This is a genomic window from Hymenobacter setariae, from assembly GCF_007713685.1.
In the GTDB taxonomy this organism is placed as follows: Bacteria; Bacteroidota; Bacteroidia; order Cytophagales; family Hymenobacteraceae; genus Hymenobacter; species Hymenobacter setariae.
The window spans coordinates 301,692-323,465 of sequence record NZ_VMRJ01000003.1; the positions used below are offsets into that span (position 1 = coordinate 301,692).

The 21,774-nt window shown below is 60.5% G+C and carries 16 protein-coding genes; 6 read left to right on the top strand and 10 right to left on the bottom strand.

What is annotated here, in order from left to right; translation table 11 throughout:
- Window positions 1–20 precede the first annotated feature (20 nt).
- The 4 genes from FNT36_RS12360 (at window position 21) to FNT36_RS12375 (ending at window position 6,165) form a co-directional block, all read left to right on the top strand.
- Window positions 21–1,631: a RagB/SusD family nutrient uptake outer membrane protein gene (locus tag FNT36_RS12360; protein ID WP_144848015.1), complete on the top strand. Its 1,611-nt coding sequence runs from the start codon at window positions 21–23 to the stop codon at window positions 1,629–1,631.
- A 145-nt stretch (window positions 1,632–1,776) separates the two neighbouring features.
- Window positions 1,777–2,838 (top strand): SusE domain-containing protein, encoded by a 1,062-nt coding sequence (locus FNT36_RS12365; RefSeq protein WP_144848017.1) that lies wholly within the window; start codon window positions 1,777–1,779, stop codon window positions 2,836–2,838.
- 22 nt (window positions 2,839–2,860) lie between these two features.
- Window positions 2,861–4,249, top strand: coding sequence for an alpha-amylase family glycosyl hydrolase (locus FNT36_RS12370; protein WP_144848019.1), 1,389 nt, complete (start codon window positions 2,861–2,863; stop codon window positions 4,247–4,249).
- Between the two features lie 92 nt (window positions 4,250–4,341).
- Window positions 4,342–6,165, top strand: a complete 1,824-nt coding sequence (locus tag FNT36_RS12375) for a glycoside hydrolase family 13 protein (protein WP_144848021.1) — start codon at window positions 4,342–4,344, stop codon at window positions 6,163–6,165.
- A gap of 111 nt (window positions 6,166–6,276) precedes the next feature.
- Here the strand turns inward: FNT36_RS12375 and FNT36_RS12380 are convergent, their stop codons facing one another.
- The 7 genes from FNT36_RS12380 to FNT36_RS12410 all read right to left on the bottom strand — a co-directional run bounded on the left by FNT36_RS12380 (window position 6,277) and on the right by FNT36_RS12410 (window position 17,145).
- Entirely contained in the window at window positions 6,277–7,149 is an 873-nt protein-coding gene (locus tag FNT36_RS12380; RefSeq protein WP_233635873.1) for a glycerophosphodiester phosphodiesterase family protein, read from the bottom strand.
- A 70-nt stretch (window positions 7,150–7,219) separates the two neighbouring features.
- The gene (locus FNT36_RS12385) at window positions 7,220–8,719 is read right to left on the bottom strand and encodes a calcineurin-like phosphoesterase C-terminal domain-containing protein (RefSeq protein ID WP_144848025.1); all 1,500 of its coding nucleotides are present in this window, start codon (window positions 8,717–8,719) and stop codon (window positions 7,220–7,222) included.
- A gap of 114 nt (window positions 8,720–8,833) precedes the next feature.
- Entirely contained in the window at window positions 8,834–10,120 is a 1,287-nt protein-coding gene (locus tag FNT36_RS12390) for a DUF5689 domain-containing protein (protein ID WP_144848027.1), read from the bottom strand.
- A 160-nt stretch (window positions 10,121–10,280) separates the two neighbouring features.
- Window positions 10,281–11,750, bottom strand: a complete 1,470-nt coding sequence (locus FNT36_RS12395) for a SusD/RagB family nutrient-binding outer membrane lipoprotein (RefSeq protein WP_144848028.1) — start codon at window positions 11,748–11,750, stop codon at window positions 10,281–10,283.
- Window positions 11,751–11,768: 18 nt separating this feature from the next.
- Entirely contained in the window at window positions 11,769–15,248 is a 3,480-nt protein-coding gene (locus FNT36_RS12400) for a SusC/RagA family TonB-linked outer membrane protein (RefSeq protein ID WP_144848030.1), read from the bottom strand.
- Window positions 15,249–15,284: 36 nt separating this feature from the next.
- Window positions 15,285–16,307, bottom strand: coding sequence for a FecR family protein (locus FNT36_RS12405; protein ID WP_144848032.1), 1,023 nt, complete (start codon window positions 16,305–16,307; stop codon window positions 15,285–15,287).
- A 268-nt stretch (window positions 16,308–16,575) separates the two neighbouring features.
- Window positions 16,576–17,145, bottom strand: coding sequence for an RNA polymerase sigma factor (locus FNT36_RS12410; RefSeq protein ID WP_144848034.1), 570 nt, complete (start codon window positions 17,143–17,145; stop codon window positions 16,576–16,578).
- Between the two features lie 448 nt (window positions 17,146–17,593).
- On the opposite strand from FNT36_RS12410, the gene FNT36_RS12415 reads away from it, so the two are divergent.
- Both FNT36_RS12415 and FNT36_RS12420 read left to right on the top strand, forming a co-directional pair.
- On the top strand, window positions 17,594–19,336 hold the full coding sequence (locus FNT36_RS12415) for a sensor histidine kinase (protein WP_144848036.1): 1,743 nt from the start codon (window positions 17,594–17,596) through the stop codon (window positions 19,334–19,336).
- A gap of 91 nt (window positions 19,337–19,427) precedes the next feature.
- On the top strand, window positions 19,428–19,724 hold the full coding sequence (locus tag FNT36_RS12420; protein WP_144848038.1) for a YidH family protein: 297 nt from the start codon (window positions 19,428–19,430) through the stop codon (window positions 19,722–19,724).
- On the opposite strand, the gene FNT36_RS12425 is transcribed toward FNT36_RS12420, so the two are convergent.
- From FNT36_RS12425 to FNT36_RS12435, 3 genes are all read right to left on the bottom strand, one after another.
- Window positions 19,721–20,011: a circadian clock KaiB family protein gene (locus tag FNT36_RS12425; protein WP_144848040.1), complete on the bottom strand. Its 291-nt coding sequence runs from the start codon at window positions 20,009–20,011 to the stop codon at window positions 19,721–19,723. The genes FNT36_RS12420 and FNT36_RS12425 overlap by 4 nt on opposite strands.
- Window positions 20,012–20,192: 181 nt before the next feature.
- Window positions 20,193–20,777 (bottom strand): arylesterase, encoded by a 585-nt coding sequence (locus tag FNT36_RS12430; RefSeq protein ID WP_144848042.1) that lies wholly within the window; start codon window positions 20,775–20,777, stop codon window positions 20,193–20,195.
- A 253-nt stretch (window positions 20,778–21,030) separates the two neighbouring features.
- Window positions 21,031–21,699, bottom strand: coding sequence for a carotenoid biosynthesis protein (locus FNT36_RS12435; protein ID WP_144848044.1), 669 nt, complete (start codon window positions 21,697–21,699; stop codon window positions 21,031–21,033).
- Between the last annotated feature and the right edge of the window lie 75 nt (window positions 21,700–21,774).

The window sequence follows — 21,774 nt, forward strand, 5'->3', positions numbered from 1 at the left end:
CGCTTATATCCCACCTAGCTATGTCGTTTATATTTCGCCGCCCTCTGCGCGCATTTGCCCTGGCTGCCGGCCTAGGGCTGGCTTCGTCGGCCTGCACCAGCCAGCTCGACCAAGTGCCTTCTTACACCGCCAATGCCGAGGTCGTCTACCGCGACCCGGTGCAGATTCAGCAATCGCTGGTGCGCCTCTACGCCACGCTAGCCGTGAGCGGGCAGAGCGGCCCCGACGGCCAACCCGACATTTCGGGCATTGGCGAGGACTTCAGCCAGTACTTGCGCCAGTATTGGTCGATGCAGGAACTGGCTTCGGATGAGGGCATTATTGCCTGGAACGATGGCAACCTATCCGATATCAGCCGCAATACCTGGAACGCGAACAACGAATTTATTCGCGCCATCTACGACCGGATTTTCTACCAGATTGGGCTGTGCAACGAGTTCATTCGCCAGACCTCGGATGACAAACTAGCTAGCCGGGGCATCACCGATGCCAACGCGGCCGGCACCATCCGGCAGTACCGGGCCGAGGCGCGCTTCTTGCGGGCCCTGAGCTACTGGCACGCGCTGGATATGTTTGGCAACGTGCCGTTTGCCGACGAATCGTCAAGCCTAGGCGGCACCCCACCACCGCAGATAACGCGGGCGGCGCTATTTACTTACCTAGAGGATGAACTGAAGGCTATTGAGCCCACGCTAGTGCCCGCCCGCACAGCCTACGCCCGCGCCGACCAAGGCGCATGCTGGGCGCTGCTAACTAAGCTGTACCTGAATGCGGAAGTGTATACCGGCACTGCGCGCAACACTGATGCCGTAACCTACGCCAACAAGGTGCTGGGTGCTAGCTACGTGCTAGCTCCGGAGTACCGCCTGCTGTTCTTGGCCGATAATGACGCGACGGCCGCCAACCGGGAAGTGATTTTTACGGTGCCCTTTGATGGCAACCGCACGCGCACCTTCGGTGGCATGCCCTTCATCTTGCACGCCAGCCTAGGGGGTAGCGTTCCGGCCGCCGACTACGGCGTGAACGGCGGCTGGTCGGGGCTGCGCATCAAGCCCAATATCGTGGACTTGTTTCAAGGCTTTCCGGGCAATACTTCCGATGCGCGGGCTACCTTCTACACCACCGGCCAGACGCGGACTATCAGCGACTTATTTAATTTCTCGCAGGGCTACCTCGTCACGAAGTACAAGAACGTAACCTCGACGGGCCGGCCAGGCTCGTCGGCGCAAGCCAACGGCGGCGACGGCAACTTTGTGGATATCGACTACCCCCTGTTTCGGCTGGCCGACGTGAAGCTGATGTATGCCGAGGCGCTGCTACGCGGTGGCAGCGGTGGCACCGCTGGCACCGCCCTTGAGCAGGTAAACGAGGTGCGCCGCCGCTCTGGCGCTACCCCGCTGGCCGGCGTGCAGCTCAGCGACATCCTCGACGAGCGCGGCCGCGAGCTGTACTGGGAGGCCCACCGCCGCACCGACCTCATCCGCTTCGGTCGCTTCGCCACCGGCAACAACTGGCCGCAAAAGGGCGGGCTGGCCACCGGCCGCGACATTGCCGCCTTCCGCACGCTGTTCCCGATACCCGCGACGGACTTGGCCGCTAATCCTAACCTGAAGCAGAATCCTGGCTATTAGGTCAGGAGCCTCACCCCCTAGCCGTTGAAATGCTAGCACCTAGGACTGAAACTAGGAGCTAGTTCCCCCTTCCCCAGAGGGGAGGGGGCTAGGGGGTGGGGGCAAACGCCCGGCGAGCCACCCACAACTCAATTTCTACTCCCCGATGCAACGCTATACCCTTATTCTCACCCTATTGCTGGCTAGCCTCCTAGGTGCCTGCAAGCGCGACATTGACAATGTGCAGGCCACGCCCACGGCCGACCTCAACTTCACGGCTAGCGCCAACACCCTTACGCTGGCCAGCGCTGGCCCCGCCGACACGGTGCTGCGCCTCCGCTGGAATCCGCTCCAGTTTGGTCTTTCGGACGGTAGCGGCATAGCCGTGCTACCCGTGACTTACACCTTGGAATTGGCTGCGGCGGGCAATCAATTCTTGAACGTCACCACCATCGACGCGGGTGTGAATACTAACCGCCGCGGCTTCACGGCGGGCGAGCTAAATACGCTCTTCACCAGTGGCCTAGGCCTGGCTGTGGGTGGCCCCAATGCCTACGAGGTGCGCCTGCGGGCCACCTATGCTAGCAACCAAAGCGTGGTGCGCAGCGCCGTGCAGTCGCTAGCGGTCACTACCTATGCCAGCCAGTTTTACGTGTATGGCAATACCCTAGGTGCCCTGTCGGCCACCTCGCCCAAGCTTGGTGAGGTAGCAGGCAGCCCCAGCCAGTACGAAGGCTACGTGTACCTGCCAGCGGCTACCAACACCATCCGCTTCTCCAACGGCACAACTTACGGTGGCGGGGGCGCGGCGGGCTCATTGGTATCGCCGGGCGCCGATATCAGCCTGGCTGGCCCGCGCATGTACCGCCTACAAGTGAACCTAACGGCCCGCACCTATGTGGCCACGGCCACCACCTGGGGCATCATTGGGGCGGCTACCACCAATAGCGGCGCGGGCTGGAACCAGTCGGTGCCCATGACCTACAACACCACCACCAAGCTGTGGACGGTTACCATGCCGCTGCCCGGCAACAACGGTACCGCCGGTGGCAATGCCGATTTCAAATTCCGGGCCAACAACGACTGGGCCATCAACCTAGGTAGCAACACCAGCAGTGCGCTGCCTTTGCTCTACGGCGGCGGCAACCTCACCACGCCCGGCCCCGGCACCTACACCGTGAGCCTCGACCTGAACACGCCCAATAATTACACCTATTCTATCCGCTAGCGCCAGCGCATTCTTCATTCGTATGCTACTTACCATCAAAAAACTAGCGGTGCTGGGCAGCGCTTTGCTGACGCTGGCAGCCTGCAAAAAGAGCGAGGGCTCCGCACCCATCGTGGGCACTGCCAATGACCCGGCGCAGTACGGCACCCCCTTTGCGAGCGTGCCCGAGCCCGCCGATGCCGCGGTGTACCAAGTCAATTTCAGCGCCTTTAGCCAAGCAGGCACGCTGCAAGGCGTATTGCCTCGCCTCGATTCGATAAAAGCCTTGGGCGTAAATACCTTGTACTTGATGCCAATCTACCCGATTGGGCAGCTCAAGGGCATTGGCTCGCCCTACGCTGTGCGCGACTACCAAGCCGTAAACCCCACCCTAGGTACTCTCACCGACCTGCGCGCCGTGGTAGATGGTGCCCACGCCCGGGGCATGGCCGTCATCCTTGACTGGGTGGGCAACCACACCTCCTGGGACCACCCCTGGGTGAATGAGCACCGCGACTGGTATCAGCAAGATGCCAATGGCACGCTGCGCAACCCGCCCGCCGGCTTCAGCGACGTACTGCAACTCAACTTTGCCAAGCCCGATATGCGCGCCGCCCTCATTGCGGCCATGCGCTACTGGGTGCTGGCCGCCAACGTAGATGGCTACCGCTTCGACTACGCCGACGGGCCCACCTACCAGTTCTTCACCGAAGCCAATACCAGCCTCAAGTCTATCGCTGGGCATAAGCTGCTGCTCATTGCCGAAGGCAGTCAGCGCGACTATTTCTTCAAGTCGGGCTTCAACCTGCAATACGGCTTCGACTTCTTCAGCATCATGGAAAAGCGCATTTTTGGGGGCCAGAAAAGCGCAAAAATTCTGGATTCGCTGAACGTGGCCAACTACGCCAGCTACCGCGCCCTGCCGCCCACCGCCCGCATGCTGCGTTACACCTCCAACCACGATGTGAATGTGAGCGACGGCACGCCACTGGACCTCTTCGGGGGCAAGGCTGGCTCGCTGGCCGCCTTCGTGGTAGCCGCCTACATGAATGGCACCCCAATGGTGTATAATGGCCAGGAAGTAGGCACGCCCCAGCGCCTACCGTTCTTCCAGGGTCGACAGGTAATTGACTGGTCGCTGAACCCCGACATGGTGTTGGCTTACAAACGTATTTTACGCTTTCGCAGCGCTAGCAATGCCCTGCGCAACGGCGCGCTCGCCTCTTACAGCAGCGACGACGTGTGTGCCTTCACCAAAACGGCCGACAACGAGCAGGTGCTCACGCTTATCAACCTACGCAATCGGGCCGTGACCTACACGGTGCCAGCTGCGTTGGCCAGCAGCTACCGCAATGGCCTCACTGGGCAGCCGGTGACGGTAGGCAGCCAAGTGAGCTTGCAGCCTTATCAGTACCTAGTACTGCAGAAATAGTAGCTTGTTAGATAGCGTGATAAGGTCATGCAGCGCGCAGCGCTGCATGACCAACGTTGTTTTTGACGATTTAGAGAAACAGTTTAGCTATAATGCCCTTTCCCTTTTCCAAAACCTGGCTGGCGGCCGCGGCCCTCATATTCACCGCCAGCCTAGCCGCTCGCGCTCAAACCCAGCCCGATTTTACTCCTACCTGGAGCAAGGGTGTGGTATGGTACCAGATTTTTCCCGAGCGCTTCCGCAACGGCGACCCGAGCAACGACCCTACCGCACGCGACCAGCAGGGCGCCTTCCCGTTCAACGACTCGTCGGCGTTTCAAATTCATCCCTGGGGCAGCGACTGGTACCAACTACAGCCCTACGAGCAGCAAAACGGCCGCAACGTGGGCTATAACATCCAGCGCCGCCGCTACGGGGGCGACCTGCAAGGCATTCTAGATAAGCTCGACTACCTGCAAACGCTGGGCGTGAATGCGCTGTATCTGACGCCTATTTTCTGGTCGCCGTCCTCGCACAAGTACGATGCGTTGTGCTATCACCACGTAGACCCCACCTTCGGACCCGACCCGGCGGGCGACAAGAAGCTGATGGCCACTGAAGACCCGCTGAAAATGGAAACGTGGGTGTGGACCAAAGCCGACCTATTGGCCCTCAAGCTCATCGACGAAGTGCATAAGCACAAGATGCACATTATCTTCGATGGCGTGTTTAACCACCTGGGGGCGCGCAGCTTCGCATTTCAGGATGTAGAAAAGAACCAGCAGGCCTCGCCCTATGCCAACTGGTTTATGATAAAAAGCTGGCGCGATGCGCAGAAGGGGACCAAGTTTGACTACAACGGCTGGTTTGGAGTAAAGACCCTGCCCGAGCTGAAAGAAGACAGCACCGGCATCGTGGCCGGCCCCAAGCAGTACATTTTCAACGCTACCCAGCGCTGGATGAACCCCATGAACAAGGGCGCGGCCCACGGCATCGACGGCTGGCGGCTCGACGTAGCATACGATGTGGGTCACCCCTTCTGGAAAAGCTGGCGCAAGTGGGTGCGCACCCTCAATCCGCAGGCCTATATGACGGCCGAGCTGGTGTACCCCATCGAGAAGACCCGGCCCTACCTGCGCGGCGACGAGTTCGACGCCACCATGAACTATAATTTCACCTTCGCGGTGCACGACTTTTTTGTGCAGGAGAAAACGGCGGCCACCGTCACGCAGTTCGATAAGCAACTGCGCGAGCTGCGCGAGGCCTTCGGCCCCGGCGTGGCCCTGAACATGATGAACCTAGTGGACAGCCACGATGCCACCCGCATTGCCAGTGCCGTGGCCAACCCCGACGGTAAAAAGATGGCCGACTGGGGCGCCTACTTTAACTGGAGCCAGAAGGGCAACAACCCCAGCTACAACGCCCGCAGGCCCACTGCCGAGCAGCGGCAGATGCAAAAGCTCATCGCCGCCTTTCAAGTACTGTACCTAGGCTCGCCCATGATTTTCTACGGCGACGAGGCGGGCCTCTGGGGCGGCAATGACCCCGACTGCCGCAAGCCCATGCTCTGGAATGGGCAGGCCTACGCTCCCGAAACTCACAACCCTGACCAAAGCCTGCACTCAGCCGACCAGGTAGCCTACGACCCAGCCCTGTTTGCCTGGTACCAGAAGTTTATTGGTCTGCGCCAGCGCTCGGCGGCCATTCGGCTGGGCAGCTACACCACCGTGGCCACCGACGATGCCCGGCAACTCTACGCCTTTCGCCGCACCCTAGGCAAGGAAGATGTACTGGTCGTCCTCAACCGGGGCAACCAACCAGCCACTTTCACCAATCCTGTGCTGGCTACACGCAAGTACCGCGATGCCTTTACCCAAAAAGCCATCGCTAATGTGACGGTACCCGCTCGCGATGTAGTGGTGCTGCGGGTCCAATAAGCAGGTGCGGAATGATAATTCGTGACTGCTCGCCCAAAGGAATGCCGGCTAAACGAAAATGCTCGGTATAGCTAAGGGTCGTGTGGTGCTAAATAACAAGTTGCCAGCAACCTAGTGCCCAGGCACTAGGTCAGGGTAATCGGTAATCAATCCATCGACTTGTTGCTGAAGTAGCTGAGCCGCCTCAGCGGGCGTGTTTACGGTCCACGGAATGACTTGCATGCGTTGTTGGTGGCAGGCTTGCACCAGGTCCGGCGTTACCAGCTTGTAGTGTGGGCTATAGATACTGGGCCGAAAGCTCAGGCGCTGTAAGTTTTTTTCTAGGCCATCCTGGTTTTCTACCAGCAACGCAGTACGGAGCCGGCGCTGGGTGCGGTGCACGACATTGAGCGTGCGTGGGTCAAACGACTGAATGATGACTCGGTCCTGGATGCCCTTCGCCTTGACGACAGCCAGCAGCAAACGCACAAACTCCTCCGGCGCGGGATGGTTGAGGCCATCGCCGGCCGGAGTGGTTTTGGTTTCGATGTTGTAGTAGGGCGCAGGTCGATGCGTGCGCTTGGCGTAGGCTTCGGCCGAGTCGATAACCTCGGCCAGCAGGGGCTTGTACGTCAGTAGCTTTTGCTGCTGCGGGAACTTGGGATTGCCGTGACTGCCTACGTCGTAGCGCCGAATCTCGGCGTAGGGCAGGCTATATAGGCGCAACGCTTTGCCTTCTTCTTTGGTCAGGGGCTGGCCATCGGGGCGGTACGCAAAATCGGCGTTCAAATACGGGTCGTGCGAAAGCAGTACCTGCCCGTCCTGGCTGATGGCAGCGTCCATTTCCAGTGTTGTCACGCCTAGGTCGAGCGCGCGGCGCATGGCCGGGATGGTGTTCTCAGGCATTAACCCCCGGCATCCCCGGTGGCCCTGAATATCGAGCGGGCGCTGCTGGGCCTGGGCGGCCGAAACAGTGAGTAAAGCTAGGAAAGCGAGGTATTTCACAGAGGATATAAGAATACAGCTTGTTAAGCTAATTGTCATTGCTGCGTTCGCAATGACAAACGTTTTTACGCTACACGGCTACTGTCTCGCTGTACACTTGCCCAAAGCGGTCGGTGACTTCAATACGGATTTCCTTGGCCCCGGCCGAAGGCGTAGCGTAGAATAAGTGGTCGGTCATGCTCGGGTCAACCCACTTGTGCTTGGCGGGCAACTGGTCGCCGGCTTGCAGCTGCACGGCTAGCGGGTCGAGGCCGGTTTGCTGGCGCATCTCGCCCTGGCGTACGCCATTCTCAAACCAAGTCACCTTCCACTGCGGGTCCCAGTTCCAGACGTTGGCCACCACGTCGGTAGGGTGGTCGGGCGCGCTACCCTTGGGGTAGGTGCGGAATTGGTGCTGGCTGTCGTGGCCCACCGATTTGTAGTACCACTTGATGTCGGGGCCGCTGACCTCATACACGCCGTAGCCGCTGGGCGTGCCATCGGTGCAGATGGGGCCGGTCCACCACGCGCCGCACACCGCGCCGTGGGTATGCTCGATGGTGTTTTCGTGGAAAATCTTTTCGCACACGTGCGTGTGGCCCGACATGATGTGCGCCGTGTAGGGCTTCAGAATGCGGTAGAGCTCGGCCCGGTTCGACACCACCCCACCTAGAGACTCCTCCTTGAGCTTGTTGCGGCGCTGGTCGCCACTGTTGACCGGGATGTGCAGCGCCACCACTACCGTGGTGCCGGGCTTCACGTGGCTCAGGTCCTGCTCTAGCCACTGCAATTGCTGCTCGGGCAGGTAGCCGATGTACTTCTTAGGCGGGCCGATGAAGAAGACGTTATCGAGCACTACGTAGTGAATCTCGCCCCGGTTGAAGGAATAGTACGTGGGTCCGAAGTGGTTTTTGAACGTGCGCGCCGAGCCATCGTCGGCCCGCGCCGTGAGGTCAAGGTCGTGGTTGCCGATAACTTGAAAGAACGGAATGCCGCTGATTTCGACCGCCTTTTTGTAGTCTTCAAACAGCTCGTGCTTGTCCCATACCAAGTCGCCGCAACCGATGGCGAAGGTATTGGCGTCGTACTGCGCGGCCAGCTTCTGGAGGTCGGGCGCCGAGCTGGTTAGCAGCTCGCGGCAATCCTTCTTATTAATCATCTGCGGGTCGGCCCACACTACGAAGGTGTGTTTGGTATCGTCGCCGGCCAGCTTTTGCAGGGCAAAATCGGCGTTCATTTTCGTCGTGCCCGGCTTGATGGCTTGGTAGAACCGTGCCACGCCCTTCTCGTGTGGGAAGGCATAGCCGCGCGGCACCGAAATGTGCACGTACTCAGCCGTGGCGTTGCTTTCGAGGGTGTATTTGCCCGCCTTATCAGTTAGTACGATGTTGTAGCCATCGGTCACGGCCACACCCGCAAGGCCAGCGCCATTGTGGTGCACCTTGCCCCGGATGGTGAGCGGCCTTAGGTTAAGCTTTTGGCCGGCAGCTGGCGTTGGCTCAGCTTCGGCGGCGAGGACAGCCGGGGCTAGCGGCAGGCTGAGACCAGCACCCACGAAACTCAGGCTTTGGAGAAATTTTCGGCGGAACATGGAAGAATATCTGAAGGGTCATGCAGCGCGCAGCGAAGCATCTCGCTCCGTTGTTAGCGTCACTGAATTACTGCGCCACGTGAGATGCTTCGCCGCGCGCTGCATGACAAGGGATTAATTCTCGTAAACGGCAATGTCATCGAGCCCCAACCGGCCGTTGAGCACGGTGGGCGGGCTGCTTGCACCTAAGCCCAGCTTGTTGATGCGGAAGCGCACCGGGCCGCTGATATTCATCAGGAAAGTGATGGTGCGCTGCCAATTGCCGGCGTCGGTGATGGTGGGGCCGGTTTGCTTCCAGGTGGCGCCCTGGTCTTGCGAGTATTCTAGCTTCCAGGAGCTGGCGGCGTCGGTATAGTAAGCCCCGTAGAGCAGCGTGACTTTGGTAGCACCGTTGGGCAGGTCAAATTTCATTTCTACCACGGCCGGCACGCTCAAGCCCTGCTGCAGCCGGATGCCCTGAGCGCCAGTGTAGCGGTCGCGTCCCGAAGTGTTACCTAGGATGGCTTGGTAGAGCTTCCAGCGGCCAGTACCAAACTGCACGGTGTTGTCGGGCACGGGGGCCGTGTTCATATCGTAGCTACCCTTAGTTGTCTGCGGCACAGCTTCGAAGCTCTCGGGAAAGCCCGTGTAAATAGGGCCGCTGGGGTCTACGGCATCGGCAGCAGTGCGCAGCCATAGCTGCGGGGCAGGGGCTAGGCTGGCGTCGAGCCCGGCTACCGCAATACCTACAAACGTGGCACTGGCCGGCAGGCGCCGGGTGGCAAAGGCCGCGGCGCTTTCGGTGTGCAGCGCGAGCTTGTTGTTGGCCCCATCAGCCAGCGTCTTGTCGCCGGCGTAGGTGGTGCCCGAGACTGGTAGTGGCGTGATGCTAGCGCCTGTGATGCGCACCAGCGTGCCGTCGTAAGCATTCATATCAGCCAGCAGTGTGCTGATGTTGATATCGCGAGCCGTTACGGCATTGCCGCTGTTCACCTTGCGCACGCGGTCGGCCGAGATGCCTTCCAAGCGTAGCGCGCCCGCGCTTTTGGCCAGCGTAGCGCCTTTGATATCTACTACCACCGAGTCGCCCACAGCCAAGGCTGGCGCGGTACCCCCGCTGAGCGGGATAACGATGCCGCGTATCACGCCGCGCCGCTTGTTCTGCACCACAATGGTATTGGGGCCGCCGGGCACGTTGCCGCCCGCCGCATCCGAAATGACGAGGCCCACCACTTGGTGCGCGCCCGAAAGTTGGCCTGGCTCCAGCACCACATTGCTGCCCTGGTAGAGGCGGCGCAGGTCTTCGAGCGACACATTGGGGCTAGGCGCACCAGCCGCGTAGTCGAGGTTTTTCTCCAGGCACCCCGCGGTGCCTATGGTCAGCAATAGCGCGGAAAGATGGGAGAGTATTCGGAGTTTCATGATAGAAGTTTTTGCTTTGAAGCGTGTTTAGCTCGCCGGTCATGAGACCCCACCCCCGGCCCCTCCCCTCCGGGAGAGGGGTGCCGCACGCTTGCTAGCGTGCACTGACGAAAGGCTCCCCTCTCCCGGAGGGGAGGGGCCGGGGGTGGGGTACACGGCTCTACAGCTGCCACCACACCTTGGTATTAATGTCATCCGCGCCCTGGTCGGCTACGGCGGCTTGGTAGTTTACCTGGTTGAGACTCTGCACATACACGGGGTAGTTGATGCGGGCTGGCATCTGGCCGTTGTTGCGCACGCCGGGGCCGATGGGCAGCACTGGGTGACCGGTGCGGCGGTACTCAAACCACTGCTGAAAGTCGGTGAAAAACAGCGCGTAGTACTTCTGCAAATGAATCTGGTCGAGCTTGGTGGCCGTGGGGCTGGTAGCTTCCCATTTCACGTCGGGGCTGCTTAGGAAGGTAGTGGGTGGCGTAAGGCCCCAGAGCGTGATGCCGTTGGTGGCGCCGGTTTCATAGTAGGCCTTGGCGTCGCCGGTTATCCAGCCGCGCAGGGCGGCCTCGGCCAGCAGCAGCTGCACTTCGGGGTAGTTGAGGATGTTGCCGAGCAGCGGCTCGGTCATGAGGGCGGCGGGGTAGGTCGATTGGGGCGCCGGAATTTGGCCCGGCACGTAGCCACTTTGCACGCCCTTGTAAATGCCGCCCGCTAGCGTGGCCCACTTGGGCAGGCGTGGGTCGTTCCATTCGGCCAAGTTGTTGATGAAGAACTCGCTCATGGAGCTCGACGACACGAAGTCGGCCGTGCGCCAGGTCTGGAAGGGCGACTGGTAGGGCGCGGTGCCCGACCAGCGCATAATGGCCGATTCCGAGTTGTTAGCAATAAGCGGGTAGTCAGCGGGGCGAGTGTTCACCATGTCGCGCAGCTTGGCCTGCGGGCTCATATTGCCTGGCGCAATGGCGTCGGTGCGGTTGGACACGCGCATGAGCAGGCGCAGGTAGAGCGAGTTGCCAAACTTGCGCCACTTCAAAGCGTTGCCCTGAAACAGTGGGTCGAGCTGGGCTTGGTCGGCTCCTAGGTTGGTGTTGGCCTTCAGCAAGTCGTTGGCCTCCTCCAGCTTCACAAACAGGTCGCGGTAGATGTCCTCCTGTTTATCAAACTTGGGCTGCAAGTTGCCCGCCCGGCCCTGCAAGGCCTCCGAATACGGCACGTCGCCGAAGGTGTCGGTGAGCAGCGAAAACGTCCAGACCTCGCAGATGCGGGCAATGGCCATGAAGGTGGGGCTCTTCACGGCTACCGCGCTGTTGTACATGTCCCGGAAGTCGGTGAGCTGCGTGTACCAGCCGTTCCACATGTAGTCGGCCTCAGCCGAGCGGATAACGTAGCGGTGAAACTCGTCGGTATTGTCCCGCGTCACGTGCACCTGCATCAGCTCGTTGGTGATGCGCATAGCGCGGTCCATGTTGCGCTTCACTAGGTCGGTCAGGGCCGGGGCCAATAGCGTTTCCGGAATGACGTTAGGGTTCTGGTTAGGGTTGATATTCAGTTCCTCAAAGCCCTTGGTGCACGACGAAACGGTACCTAGGGTAGCTGCGGCAAAAAAGGCAACAGCAAAGCGTTTCAGGATTTTCATGTCAGGTATAGCGTTCAGTTAAATCCCTACCGTCAGATTAATGCCCATCGTGCGGGTGCTCGGAAACTGCCCCAGCTCAAACCCTAGGTCGATAGTCCCGTCGTTGAGGGTGCCAAACTCCGGGTCGAAGGCCGGCCAGTTGGTGAGGATGAACAAGTCGCGCCCGTAGAGGCCAATGGAGGCCTGCGTGAGGTGCAGCTTGCTGAGTAGCGTGGGCGGCAGAGCGTAGTCGAGGCGCAGCTCGCGCAGCTTGATAAAGTCGGTGCGGAAGAGGTTGGCTTCCACATTGTCGCGGCCGTAGTGGGCGGTGTAGTAGGTAGGTAGGTTTTCGGCCACCACGTCATTTGGGCGGTAGGTGCCGTCGCCGTTGCTAATCACGCCCTGGCCCACAATGCCGTTGTAGCGGCCGGGCAGCGTGAGCTTGGTTTTGCCCTGCTCGGCCAGCACGGCGTTGGTCATAGAGTAGGCCTTGGCCCCAAACTGGCTGTCGAACAGCACATTCAGCCGGAACTGCCGGTACGTGAACTCGGTGCCCGCGCTAGCCTTCCACAGGGGCAGGGCGCTGCCTAGGTACTTCACGCCATCGGCCAAGATGGGGTAGCCATTTTGGTACACAATCTGGCCATCGGGAGCGCGCTCGTAGCCGCGGCCGTAGATGGCGCCCATGCTGCCGCCCGGCCGCGCCTCCACCGAGCCCCGGCCGCCGGGGCCGCGCTGTAGCTGGTAGGTAAGTACGCTGTCGGCCAGCTCCACTACCTGGTTGCGGTTGGCAGTGTAGGTGCCATACACGCGCCAGCCCAGGCCGCGGGCATTGTTCAGCAGGCGGGCATTGGCGGTGATTTCGATGCCCTTGTTGCGCACCAGGCCAGCGTTGAGCACGGCCGTGTTGTAGCCCGAGGCCCGGTCCACGGGCACGCTCAAAATCTGGTTTGAGGTGTTGTTGCGGTACACCGTCACGTCTAGCCCAATGCGGTTTTGCCAGAAGCGCACGTCGGCGCCCAGCTCCACGCTTTCGGTGCTGCGGGGCTTCAGGCCGGCGTTGGCAATGGAGCTCGGGTTGCTCAGGCCCGAGGCGTAGCCCGTGGCCACGGCGTAGGTGTAGGAGGTGAGGTAGGGCGACGTGCCGCCGCTGCCCACCCGCGCCCACGAGGCCCGCAGCTTGGCAAACGAAATAGCCTTTGGCAGCGGCACGATGTCCGATACTATCGTGCTCAGGCTGGCCGAGGGGTAGAGCGGAATAGCCGTGATGCCACTGGCGCTCGACAAGGTGCTCGACCAGTCCTTGCGGGCCGTCAAGTCGAGGTACATCAGCTTGTTATAAGAAATCGAACCTAGGGCGTACAAGCCATTCAGCGCGTACTCGGCGCGGTAGGGCAGCGCAATGGGTAGGTCGCGGCTATTGGCGAAGGTGAACACGCCGGGGTAGAGCAGGCGCTCGGCCCGCAGCTCATCCTTATTGTAGCGGTTGCGCAGGCGGCTGCCACCCACCGACAAGCTCGTTTCCAGCTTGTTAAACTGGTGGGCGTACTGCAGCAAAAAGTCGTGGTTAATCTCCTGCGAGAATACGTTTTGCGTCCGAAACATGCCCTCCTTGTACTTCTCCGTGTCCTTGGGGCGCTGCTGCGAGCGGGCCTCGTAAGAGTAGTCCAGCGTCGAGCGCAGCATCAGATTAAAGCCCTTGGCAAAGGCGTAGTTAATCTGCACGTTGCCCGTCAGCTGGTGGCGATTGGCCTTGTTGAGCATCTCATTGGCAATGAGATAGGGGTTGTCTATCAGGCTGCTGAAGGGGTAGCGCTGCGTAATCCCTGTTGCGCCCGGCAGCCAGTAGTCTTTCAGCCAATCTAGGCTGTTGTTGGGCACCTGCAAGATGGCCCAGTACATGATAGTCTGGTTGTTGTAGCCAGTCGAAGGCAGGTTGTCGCTGAAGCGGTTGGTGTAGTTGACCTTCGTCGATACTCGCAGCTTATCCGTGATTTTCTGGCTGGCCGACAGCGCAATGGTGTTGCGGTCGTAGCCTGTGTTCGGGATAATCCACTGGTTTTGCAAGTTGGTGAGCGACAGGCGCACGGCTGTACGGTCGGTGCCGCCATCCAGCACCAGCGTGTTGGTGAACGTGCGGCCGGTTTGGAAAAAGCCTTTGCGATTGTCGGGGTAGGCCACCCAGGGCGTGCGCTCGGTGCCGCCCGTGTTGGTGGCTACGTCGTACTGAAAAAACGACTGCCCCTCGAACCTAGGGCCCCAGGCTGAGCTAGTGCTGCGGGTGCTGACCCCATCGGCCGTGGCGCCAAACGAATAGTAATTTTCGCCCGCCGTGCCCTGGCCGTACTCATACTGATAATCAGGCCAACGCGAAATCTGGTCAAAGGCCGAGTTTGAGTTGAACGTGACGCCGATGCCCTTCTTGGCCTTGCCCGACTTGGTGGTAATAATCACGGCTCCGTTGCCGCCGCGGGCGCCGTAGAGGGCAGTGGCTGCCGGCCCCTTCAGCACCGTCACCGACTCGATGTCTTCGGGGTTGATGTCATTGAGGCTAGTGCCAAAGTCCACCGGCGACTCGCTTTGCAAGTAGGCCGAGCTGCCGGTGCCGGTGGCGCGGTTGCTGCCGCCCAGCACCACGCCATCCACCACGATGAGGGCGTCGTTGTCGCCGGCCAGCGAGTTTTCGCCCCGCAGAATAATGCGGTTAGAACCGGCCGGGCCGCCGCCCGACTTCACTAGGTTCAGGCCCGCCACCTTGCCGGCCAGCGCGTCGGTCCAGTTGTTCGATTTGGCTTCGGTCAGCTGCTCGTTGCTGACGGTGGGGGCCGAGTAGCCCAGCTCCCGGTCCTCGCGCTTGATGCCCAGCTGCGTCACTACCACTTCGCCCAGGCTGGTGGCGTCTTCCTGCAGCACCACATCGTAGGTGGTTTTGTCGCCCACCGTCAGCTGCTCGGCCGCGTAGCCGATAAAGCTAAATACCAAGGTATTGCCCGGCTCCACATGCAGCTGGTAGCTGCCATCGTTGCCGCTGGTAGTGCCGGCGTTGCTGTCTTTTATGCGGATGGAAACGCCGGGCAGGCCCTCACCCTTGGCGTCTACCACGCGGCCCCGCACTAGCACTGGGTCGGTGGCGCCAGCGGCGGCCGTGCTGCGCTCCACGGCCTTCACCACGATGCGCTTTTCCTGCACCGTAAACTGCACGCCGGCCTGTGCCGCCACCAGCGCCAGCACGGTTTTGAGGTTGCTGTGCGGCGCCTCTACCGTAATGCGGCGGCTGAGCCGGCTGGCCTGGTCTACCACCAGAAACCGGTAGCCCGTTTGCTGCTCGATGCTGGCCAGCACCTCGGCCAGCGGCTGCTGCCGCACCGAGAGGGCGCAGGGCGTGGCGGCCGGCTCCTGGGTAAGCGCCTGCCCAGGAGCGGCGAGGGCGGCTGGGGCCGGGCTCAGCGCCAGCAGCCCTAGGCAAGCGAGCGCGCTTCGCCAAGCCCGCGCTGGGCGGGGGTGTATCGATTTCTTCATGAGGTTGCTCGTGAGCTGGTTATGAACTAAAAAGCACTACTTAAGGGCCGCTTCGGCCGCTGCTCGTCTCAGGTAAATCACTTGGCCCTCGCGGTGGTAGGCGAGGCCCCCGGCCTGCCGCAGCGCCTCAAGCACGCGCGGCAAGGGCTCATTGTCGAAGGTGGCCCAGAGGCGCACCTCGGCCGTGGCCGTGTCAGCAAATACCAGCTTTACGCCGTAGCGACGCTCTAGCTGGGTGGCCACATCGGCCAGTTTCTCATTCTTGAAAACCAATTGGTTGCGGCGCCACGCCAGCACCTGGTGCCGGTCGAAGGCTTGCCGGTAGATGCGACCAGTAGCTACTTCGGTGCGCAGCTGCTGGCCGGGTGTGAGCAAGTATTTGTCTTGTTTGTCAAGCACTTCTACTTTGCCCTCCACCAGCGACACCGCCAACTGGCGGGCACCCGGCATAGCACTCACGTTAAACTTGGTGCCGAGCACCTGCGTGACCCACGCCCCGCTGTGCACCCGAAACGGCCGCCTAGGGTCCTTGCTCACTTCAAAAAACGCCTCGCCCTCTAGGTACACCTCGCGCGAGGTGGCCGCAAACTGCGCCGGGTAGCGCAGCTGGCTTTGCGGGGCCAGCGTCACCACCGAGCCATCGGCCAGGTGCAGGCGCTGGGGCTGGCCGGCTGCCGCACGGTACACGCGGTAGGCCAGCGCCGGTGCCGGCCGGCTATAGAAGTAGGCGCCACCTAGGGCACTCAGCAGCAGCACTACGGCCGCGGCTAGCTGGTAGGGTCGCGCCAGCCGCAGCCGCCAGCGGCGCACGGGCACAGCGGCCGGCGCGGCTACTGGGGTAGGCTGCGCCAGCCGGGCTTTTAGCCGACCTAGGGCCGCCGCGGTCTCGGCCGGAGCGGTAGCTAGTTGGCTGGCCTGCCACACGGTTTTCAGCTGCTCAAAGGTGCGCTCGTGGTCGGGCGACTGGGCAACCCAAGTGGCGAGCTGCTCATTCTCATCCGACGAAGTTTGGCGGGCGAGGTAGCGAGCAATGAGCAGGTACAGTTCTTCTTGTTGCAAGGGGCCAGCGGCCGGCGCTGAATGCCGTCGCTGCTGTTATGACGCCACCGCCCGCCCACCTCGTGACACGCGAATTGACTCTTAACCAAATGGTAACAGCCGTAACCTAGGCGTAATAGAAGTAAAAGCCATCCGAGTTAGAAGGTCATGCAGAGTGTAGCGCAGCATCTCGCGTGCTGACGTTTGCGAACGTTTGAGTTTACTGCGCCACGCGAGATGCTTCGCTGCGCTCTGCATGACCAGCAATTGCTAGCAGCTAGTTGAAATCTTACTGCACGCCCGAGGCATAGAGCGTGGTCTTCAAGAAGCGCAGCGCTCGAAACATGTGCGTCTTTACCGAATTAATCGAAATCGCCAGTAGCCCAGCTATCTCCTCATAGGTGAGGCCGCCATCGCGATGCAGCTGAAACACCTGGCGCGTGCGCTCGGGCAGCTGCCCAATGAGGTGGCCCACCTGCTCGCTAAGCTCTTGGAAAGCTAGTAGTTGGTCGGGCTGCAAATGCATGGCGTCGGGCTCGGTCGTGGGCAGTTCGTCGGCCGCGTCGAGCGGGGCGCGGCGCTGCTCGCGCAGGCGGTCGAAGGCGCGGTGCTTCACGGCCGTGTAGAGGTAGGCGGCTAGCGAGCCCTGCACGGCTAGCTGCGTGCGTTGTGCCCACAGGGTGCAAAAGACTTCGGCCACCGCATCCTCAGCGGCATCGGTGGGGTAGCGCAGCAGCGTTTGCGCGTAGCGCAATAGGCCGGGGTAGTAGCGGGTGAACAAGGCCCCGAAAGCCGCCTCATTGCTCAGGGCTAAGGCAGCCAGAAACTGCTTGTCGGAAGAGCTGATTGAAAACGTCATACCAGCCAACAAAGCTATCGGGCCGGTGAGGCCACCAGATTACCGGCGCGTTATGGTATGATTAAAAGTTGTTTGAATAGAATTTAGGCAATTGACCAGCTAATGTGAGGTGGTCGCGGCCTAGCAATAATAGATTATATGAAGGCCATGAGCTGCTCTTAAAATCATTGCGCAAGTACTCAGGAGTTTGATGAGGTAAATTATTGATAAATAGAAAGATGAAATTAAGTGCTGATTGTAAGGTGACCGTTGGGTGCCTAGCTCCGAAGCAGCCTTGGCTCTGCGTGCTGCTTCTTTGATAATACAGCCTTTATAGACCACCTAGGGTGAAAAAACGGCAGCACTGGTGCAAAAGCGGCTTATAAATCAACTGATTCGTGCTTTTCTTGCGTACTATCCCTCTGCATGTCTTACTGAAAAGCCTCACGGTACGACTGCACACGCTCTTATGCCTTTCTCCGAAGACAAACTAACTGACGCTGCCCTGGCGGCACGTCTATTTCCGGATGGCGGCGAGATGGGCAGCCAAATCAGGGCGCTGGACTGGTCGCAGACGCGGGTGGGTCCAATGCGCACCTGGCCGCTGAGCCTGCGCACAGCGGTGAGCATCATGCTGGGCTCTCGCTTTCCGATGATGGTGCACTGGGGCCCCGAGCTCGTGCACTTCTACAATGATGGATACGCCACCATTTTGAAAGCTAAGCACCCTGGCGCCCTAGGGCAGCCCGCCGAGCCTTGGTGGCGCGAAATGTGGCCCTTTCTGGATACCATCTTCGAGCCAGTGCTGCGGGGCGAAACCACGTTTTTTGAAAATAGCCTGGTGCTGCCCAACCGGCAGGGGTTTGTAGAAGAAACTTACTTCACGTTTTCGCACAGCCCTATTTATGACGAGGCCGGGGCCGTGGGCGGCATTTATGTTACGGCGCTCGAAACCACTACTACCGTGCTGCAGCAGCGGCGGCTAGCGCTGCTCAGCCACCTCACGTCTCAAACTGCCCTGTCGGCGCGGCCCGTTGAGGCAGCCCAGCACCTGATGGCAGCTCTAGCCACCAACACAGACGACATTCCGTTTGCCCTGCTCTACACCCGCACCGCTGCCGCCCCCGAGGCCGAGCTGCGGGCGTGGTTTGGGCTGCCAGCTGGCGAGCCTGCTGCCCCCGCCACCGTAGTACTGAATGCGGCCCAGTCTGGTAAAACGGTGTGGCCGCTGGCCGAAGCCCTCGCAGCCGAAGCGCCGCTGTTGGTAGACAACTTGGCCGAGCGTTTTGCTCCGTGGCCCGATGGGGAGTGGCCCGCGCCCCCCACGCAGGCACTAGTGCTGCCGCTGCAAGCAGGCGTGGGCAGCATCAGCATTCGGCACGTGCTTATTGTGGGCTTGAGCGTTCGGCGGCCGCTAGATGCGGCGTACCGCGATTTTTTCAACCTAGTGGCCGACTACGCTGGCCGGGCGCTGGCCCGCGCCGCTGCCACCCACGAAGCCCAGCGCCTAAACCAAGCGCTGCGCGAAGCCAATGCCTCGCTAGATTCTTTTGTGCACATTGTGGCTCACGACCTGAAAGGCCCGGTCACGAACCTGCGCAGCCTACTAGATGTGTACCACGAAGAAGCCCCGGGCCCAATTCAGGACCACGTGCTAACCCTACTGGGCCAAGAAGTAAACCGGCTAGCGGGCACTATGCAAGGCATGCTGCAGGTGCTATACACGCAGCACGGAGCTGCTGTTCCGGCCCTCGAGCTAGTGCCTTTCGCCGAGGTGTATGCCACGGTGCAGGCCGAACTAGCTGACCTCGTGCATCAGCAGCGGGGGCAGCTTACTGCTAATTTTCAGGCGGCGCCCAGCGTCCGGTACGCACGTCTCTATCTCGAAAGCATTCTGAAAAACCTGGTGCACAACGCCCTCAAATACCGGTCGGCCGAGCGGCCCCCGGTCATTCAGGTGCAAACTCGCCGGCAGGGCACGGCCGTGCTGCTCACAGTGACCGATAATGGACGCGGCATCGACCTAAGCCGCGACCGACAGCGACTATTTCAGCCCTTTACCCGCCTCACGGCCGATGGCGAAGGCGCCGGCCTAGGCCTGCACATGATACAAACTATAGTGCAGAACCGCGGGGGTACGCTCGATGTGAGCAGTAAGCTGGGGGCGGGCACCACCTTCACAGTTACGCTGCCCGATGCGCCGGCCGACTAGGTAAAGCTATGCGGGCCCCACCAGGCGCTGCCCACTAGTCAGCCACTTTGCGTATTGCAGGGGCACAGTTCTTTTGCCGACGCCCCCGCCTATGCCCACCGCTTTCACCGACCCACTTTCGCTTTCTGACCGACTGGCCTTGCAGCGCACGCGCCTCGCCAATGAGCGCACCTTGCTAACGTATGTGCGCACGGCACTAGCGCTAGTGGGCTTTGGGCTAGCGCTCGTTCAGTTTCACCCCGAGCGAGGCGGGCGGATTGGCTACACGGCGCTGGCTGGGGCTGGGGTGGTGCTGCTGGTAGGCTTGCTGCGGTTTCGGGTGCATCGCCGCCAGCTCGCCGCCTGCGAGTTTGGCCCCAACCCCACCAAGCAGGGCTTGGTCAATTAAGACACTATTCCTAGCGCCTTCAGCACCCGCGGCCGGTCCGAGAGGTCGCCCACCAGCCGCCGCACTAAGCCTGGCCGCTTCTTAATAAGGCAAGGCAGGCCGAGCAGTTCCTCTTGCAGGGCACGCTCGGGATGCTGCTGAATATCTACCACTTCCAGCGAATAACGTCCACTCAAATACTGCGTACAGATAGCGCGAATATTGCGCTCAGCATCCTGTGATTTGGCAGTGGAGCCCGCCACAAAAAGATAGAGGTCGTACTCAGGCTCAGAAAATAGAGGCGGCATACAGGCGTGGCGCTGCGTTGCACAGACTAAGCACCGGGTTTCGTCTTTTTAAATGCAGCACTTAGGGCCAGCTGCCGAGCTAGCAGTTGGCCCTAGGTACTATGCGAACCCCAAAAATACGGTGCTAGCCTAGCTAGGGCAAAGGGGAAACTATACCACTCGCCCTGAGACCTTACGTGTGCTATGCCGCCACTTGCAGCAGCGGCTCGAGTACAGCCCACACGTTAGCGGCCAGCAAGCGTTGGCCAGCGGCATTGGGATGCACGCGGTCGGCCAGGTTTAGCTGCGGGCGGCCTAGCACGCCTGCCAGCAGTGATGGAATAAAGGCTATACCCTCTGCTTCGGCCAGGGTGCGAAAAAGGCCCGCAAACTCTTGGGCATAGCGCGCCAAGCCGGGCACGCCCAGCGGCCCTAGGTCAAACGGAAACTCTAGGCCCGCTAGCACCAGCTGAGCCTGTGGAAATTGCCGCCGCACTTCAGTCAGGATATAGCGCAGGTTTGCCACCGTTTCGCGCGCCGCAATACCGCGCAGGCCATCATTGGCCCCTAGAGCCAGCACAAAGATGTCAGGCGCTTGCCGGGCTAGCACGCTGGGCAGACGCTGCCGTCCGCCCGCACTGGTTTCGCCGCTTACGCCGTAGTTGAGGGCGCGGTAGGCAAGGCCAGCTGCGTCGAGCTTTTCCTGGATGCGCGCCGGAAAGCTGTCAGCCGCCGGCAGGCCGTAGCCCGCCGTAAGGCTGTCGCCAAAGAAAATTATATTTTTCATTTAAGTAAATAGACTCACTACCTAGTAGCTAAAACCAAGCGCAGATTATCGTATAGAAAGAAATAGCTGGCCTAGAAAACCAGTGCACGTAGGACCTGCGCAAACACGCGTCCCCAGCTATACTACAAAAAAATGGGCTGAAAAATTTCTTCTCGAAAGCACTCGCCTGGCGCTAAATAGCCCCATAAGCGACCGTTGGCTTATGGGGCTATTTAGCGCTTGTAACAAGCAAAACATACCTAGCGCATACCTCCTAAGGATGAAGCAAACCAAGCACAAAGAAGAACAGCAGTTGCACCAAATACACCAGCGGTACGAGTGGGTTGCGTTTGAGAAAGACGCTGCGCTGAAATAGCAACTGCGTTACCAACGACAGCAGAAACCAGTCGCGGAAATTGCGCAGCGGAATCACGTTGCCAGTCCAATGCCAAAAGTCGTAGCGGCTGGCCATGGGCTCGAGGCATAGGTCAAAGCCCACCATAAGTGCTGCGCCTACCAGCACCCGAAACAGCATTGGTAGCGGTAGATAGGATGTCAGGATACCCGCGCAGTACGTAACAATCACCCAATTAAGGCCAATCAGCCACGGCACTTCCTGGTACTTTGGGCCTAGGGTGGCACCGTAGTGGTAGCTACCAAAAATGGCCCCGGTATGGACGCCCACAAACTCGGCCGTGAACCCCAGCAGGAAAGTTTGCATCACAAACAGCCAGAACGACCAATTGCGCTCGGGCTGAAACGCTCCTAGCAAGCCCGCCGTGAGCAGCAGCGTTAGAGGCGTATACTTCAGGTAAAAGGACTTATCCTGGGCAAAAGCCAGCCCCACAAAGCCTGTGAGGTGAAATAGCAAAACCAGTCCTTGCGCCACACGCAGCCGCGAATTAGGCGCAGCCAAAGGCGTCGGTGAATTCGAAAACTCCATAAAGTTGGAGTTTTGAGCGTCGTGCGTTGGGTATTGAGCCACTTTAAGCTGACTCAACACACAGCACACAACGCT

Excerpts from the sequence above, each read along its gene's own strand:
- FNT36_RS12360 (WP_144848015.1), top strand. The coding sequence starts at position 21 with ATGTCGTTTATATTTCGCCGCCCTCTGCGCGCATTTGCCCTGGCTGCC.
- FNT36_RS12365 (WP_144848017.1), top strand. The coding sequence starts at position 1,777 with ATGCAACGCTATACCCTTATTCTCACCCTATTGCTGGCTAGCCTCCTA.
- FNT36_RS12370 (WP_144848019.1), top strand. The coding sequence starts at position 2,861 with ATGCTACTTACCATCAAAAAACTAGCGGTGCTGGGCAGCGCTTTGCTG.
- FNT36_RS12375 (WP_144848021.1), top strand. The coding sequence starts at position 4,342 with ATGCCCTTTCCCTTTTCCAAAACCTGGCTGGCGGCCGCGGCCCTCATA.
- FNT36_RS12385 (WP_144848025.1), bottom strand. The coding sequence starts at position 8,719 with ATGTTCCGCCGAAAATTTCTCCAAAGCCTGAGTTTCGTGGGTGCTGGT.
- FNT36_RS12390 (WP_144848027.1), bottom strand. The coding sequence starts at position 10,120 with ATGAAACTCCGAATACTCTCCCATCTTTCCGCGCTATTGCTGACCATA.
- FNT36_RS12395 (WP_144848028.1), bottom strand. The coding sequence starts at position 11,750 with ATGAAAATCCTGAAACGCTTTGCTGTTGCCTTTTTTGCCGCAGCTACC.
- FNT36_RS12400 (WP_144848030.1), bottom strand. The coding sequence starts at position 15,248 with ATGAAGAAATCGATACACCCCCGCCCAGCGCGGGCTTGGCGAAGCGCG.
- FNT36_RS12410 (WP_144848034.1), bottom strand. The coding sequence starts at position 17,145 with ATGACGTTTTCAATCAGCTCTTCCGACAAGCAGTTTCTGGCTGCCTTA.
- FNT36_RS12415 (WP_144848036.1), top strand. The coding sequence starts at position 17,594 with ATGCCTTTCTCCGAAGACAAACTAACTGACGCTGCCCTGGCGGCACGT.
- FNT36_RS12420 (WP_144848038.1), top strand. The coding sequence starts at position 19,428 with ATGCCCACCGCTTTCACCGACCCACTTTCGCTTTCTGACCGACTGGCC.
- FNT36_RS12425 (WP_144848040.1), bottom strand. The coding sequence starts at position 20,011 with ATGCCGCCTCTATTTTCTGAGCCTGAGTACGACCTCTATCTTTTTGTG.
- FNT36_RS12430 (WP_144848042.1), bottom strand. The coding sequence starts at position 20,777 with ATGAAAAATATAATTTTCTTTGGCGACAGCCTTACGGCGGGCTACGGC.
- FNT36_RS12435 (WP_144848044.1), bottom strand. The coding sequence starts at position 21,699 with ATGGAGTTTTCGAATTCACCGACGCCTTTGGCTGCGCCTAATTCGCGG.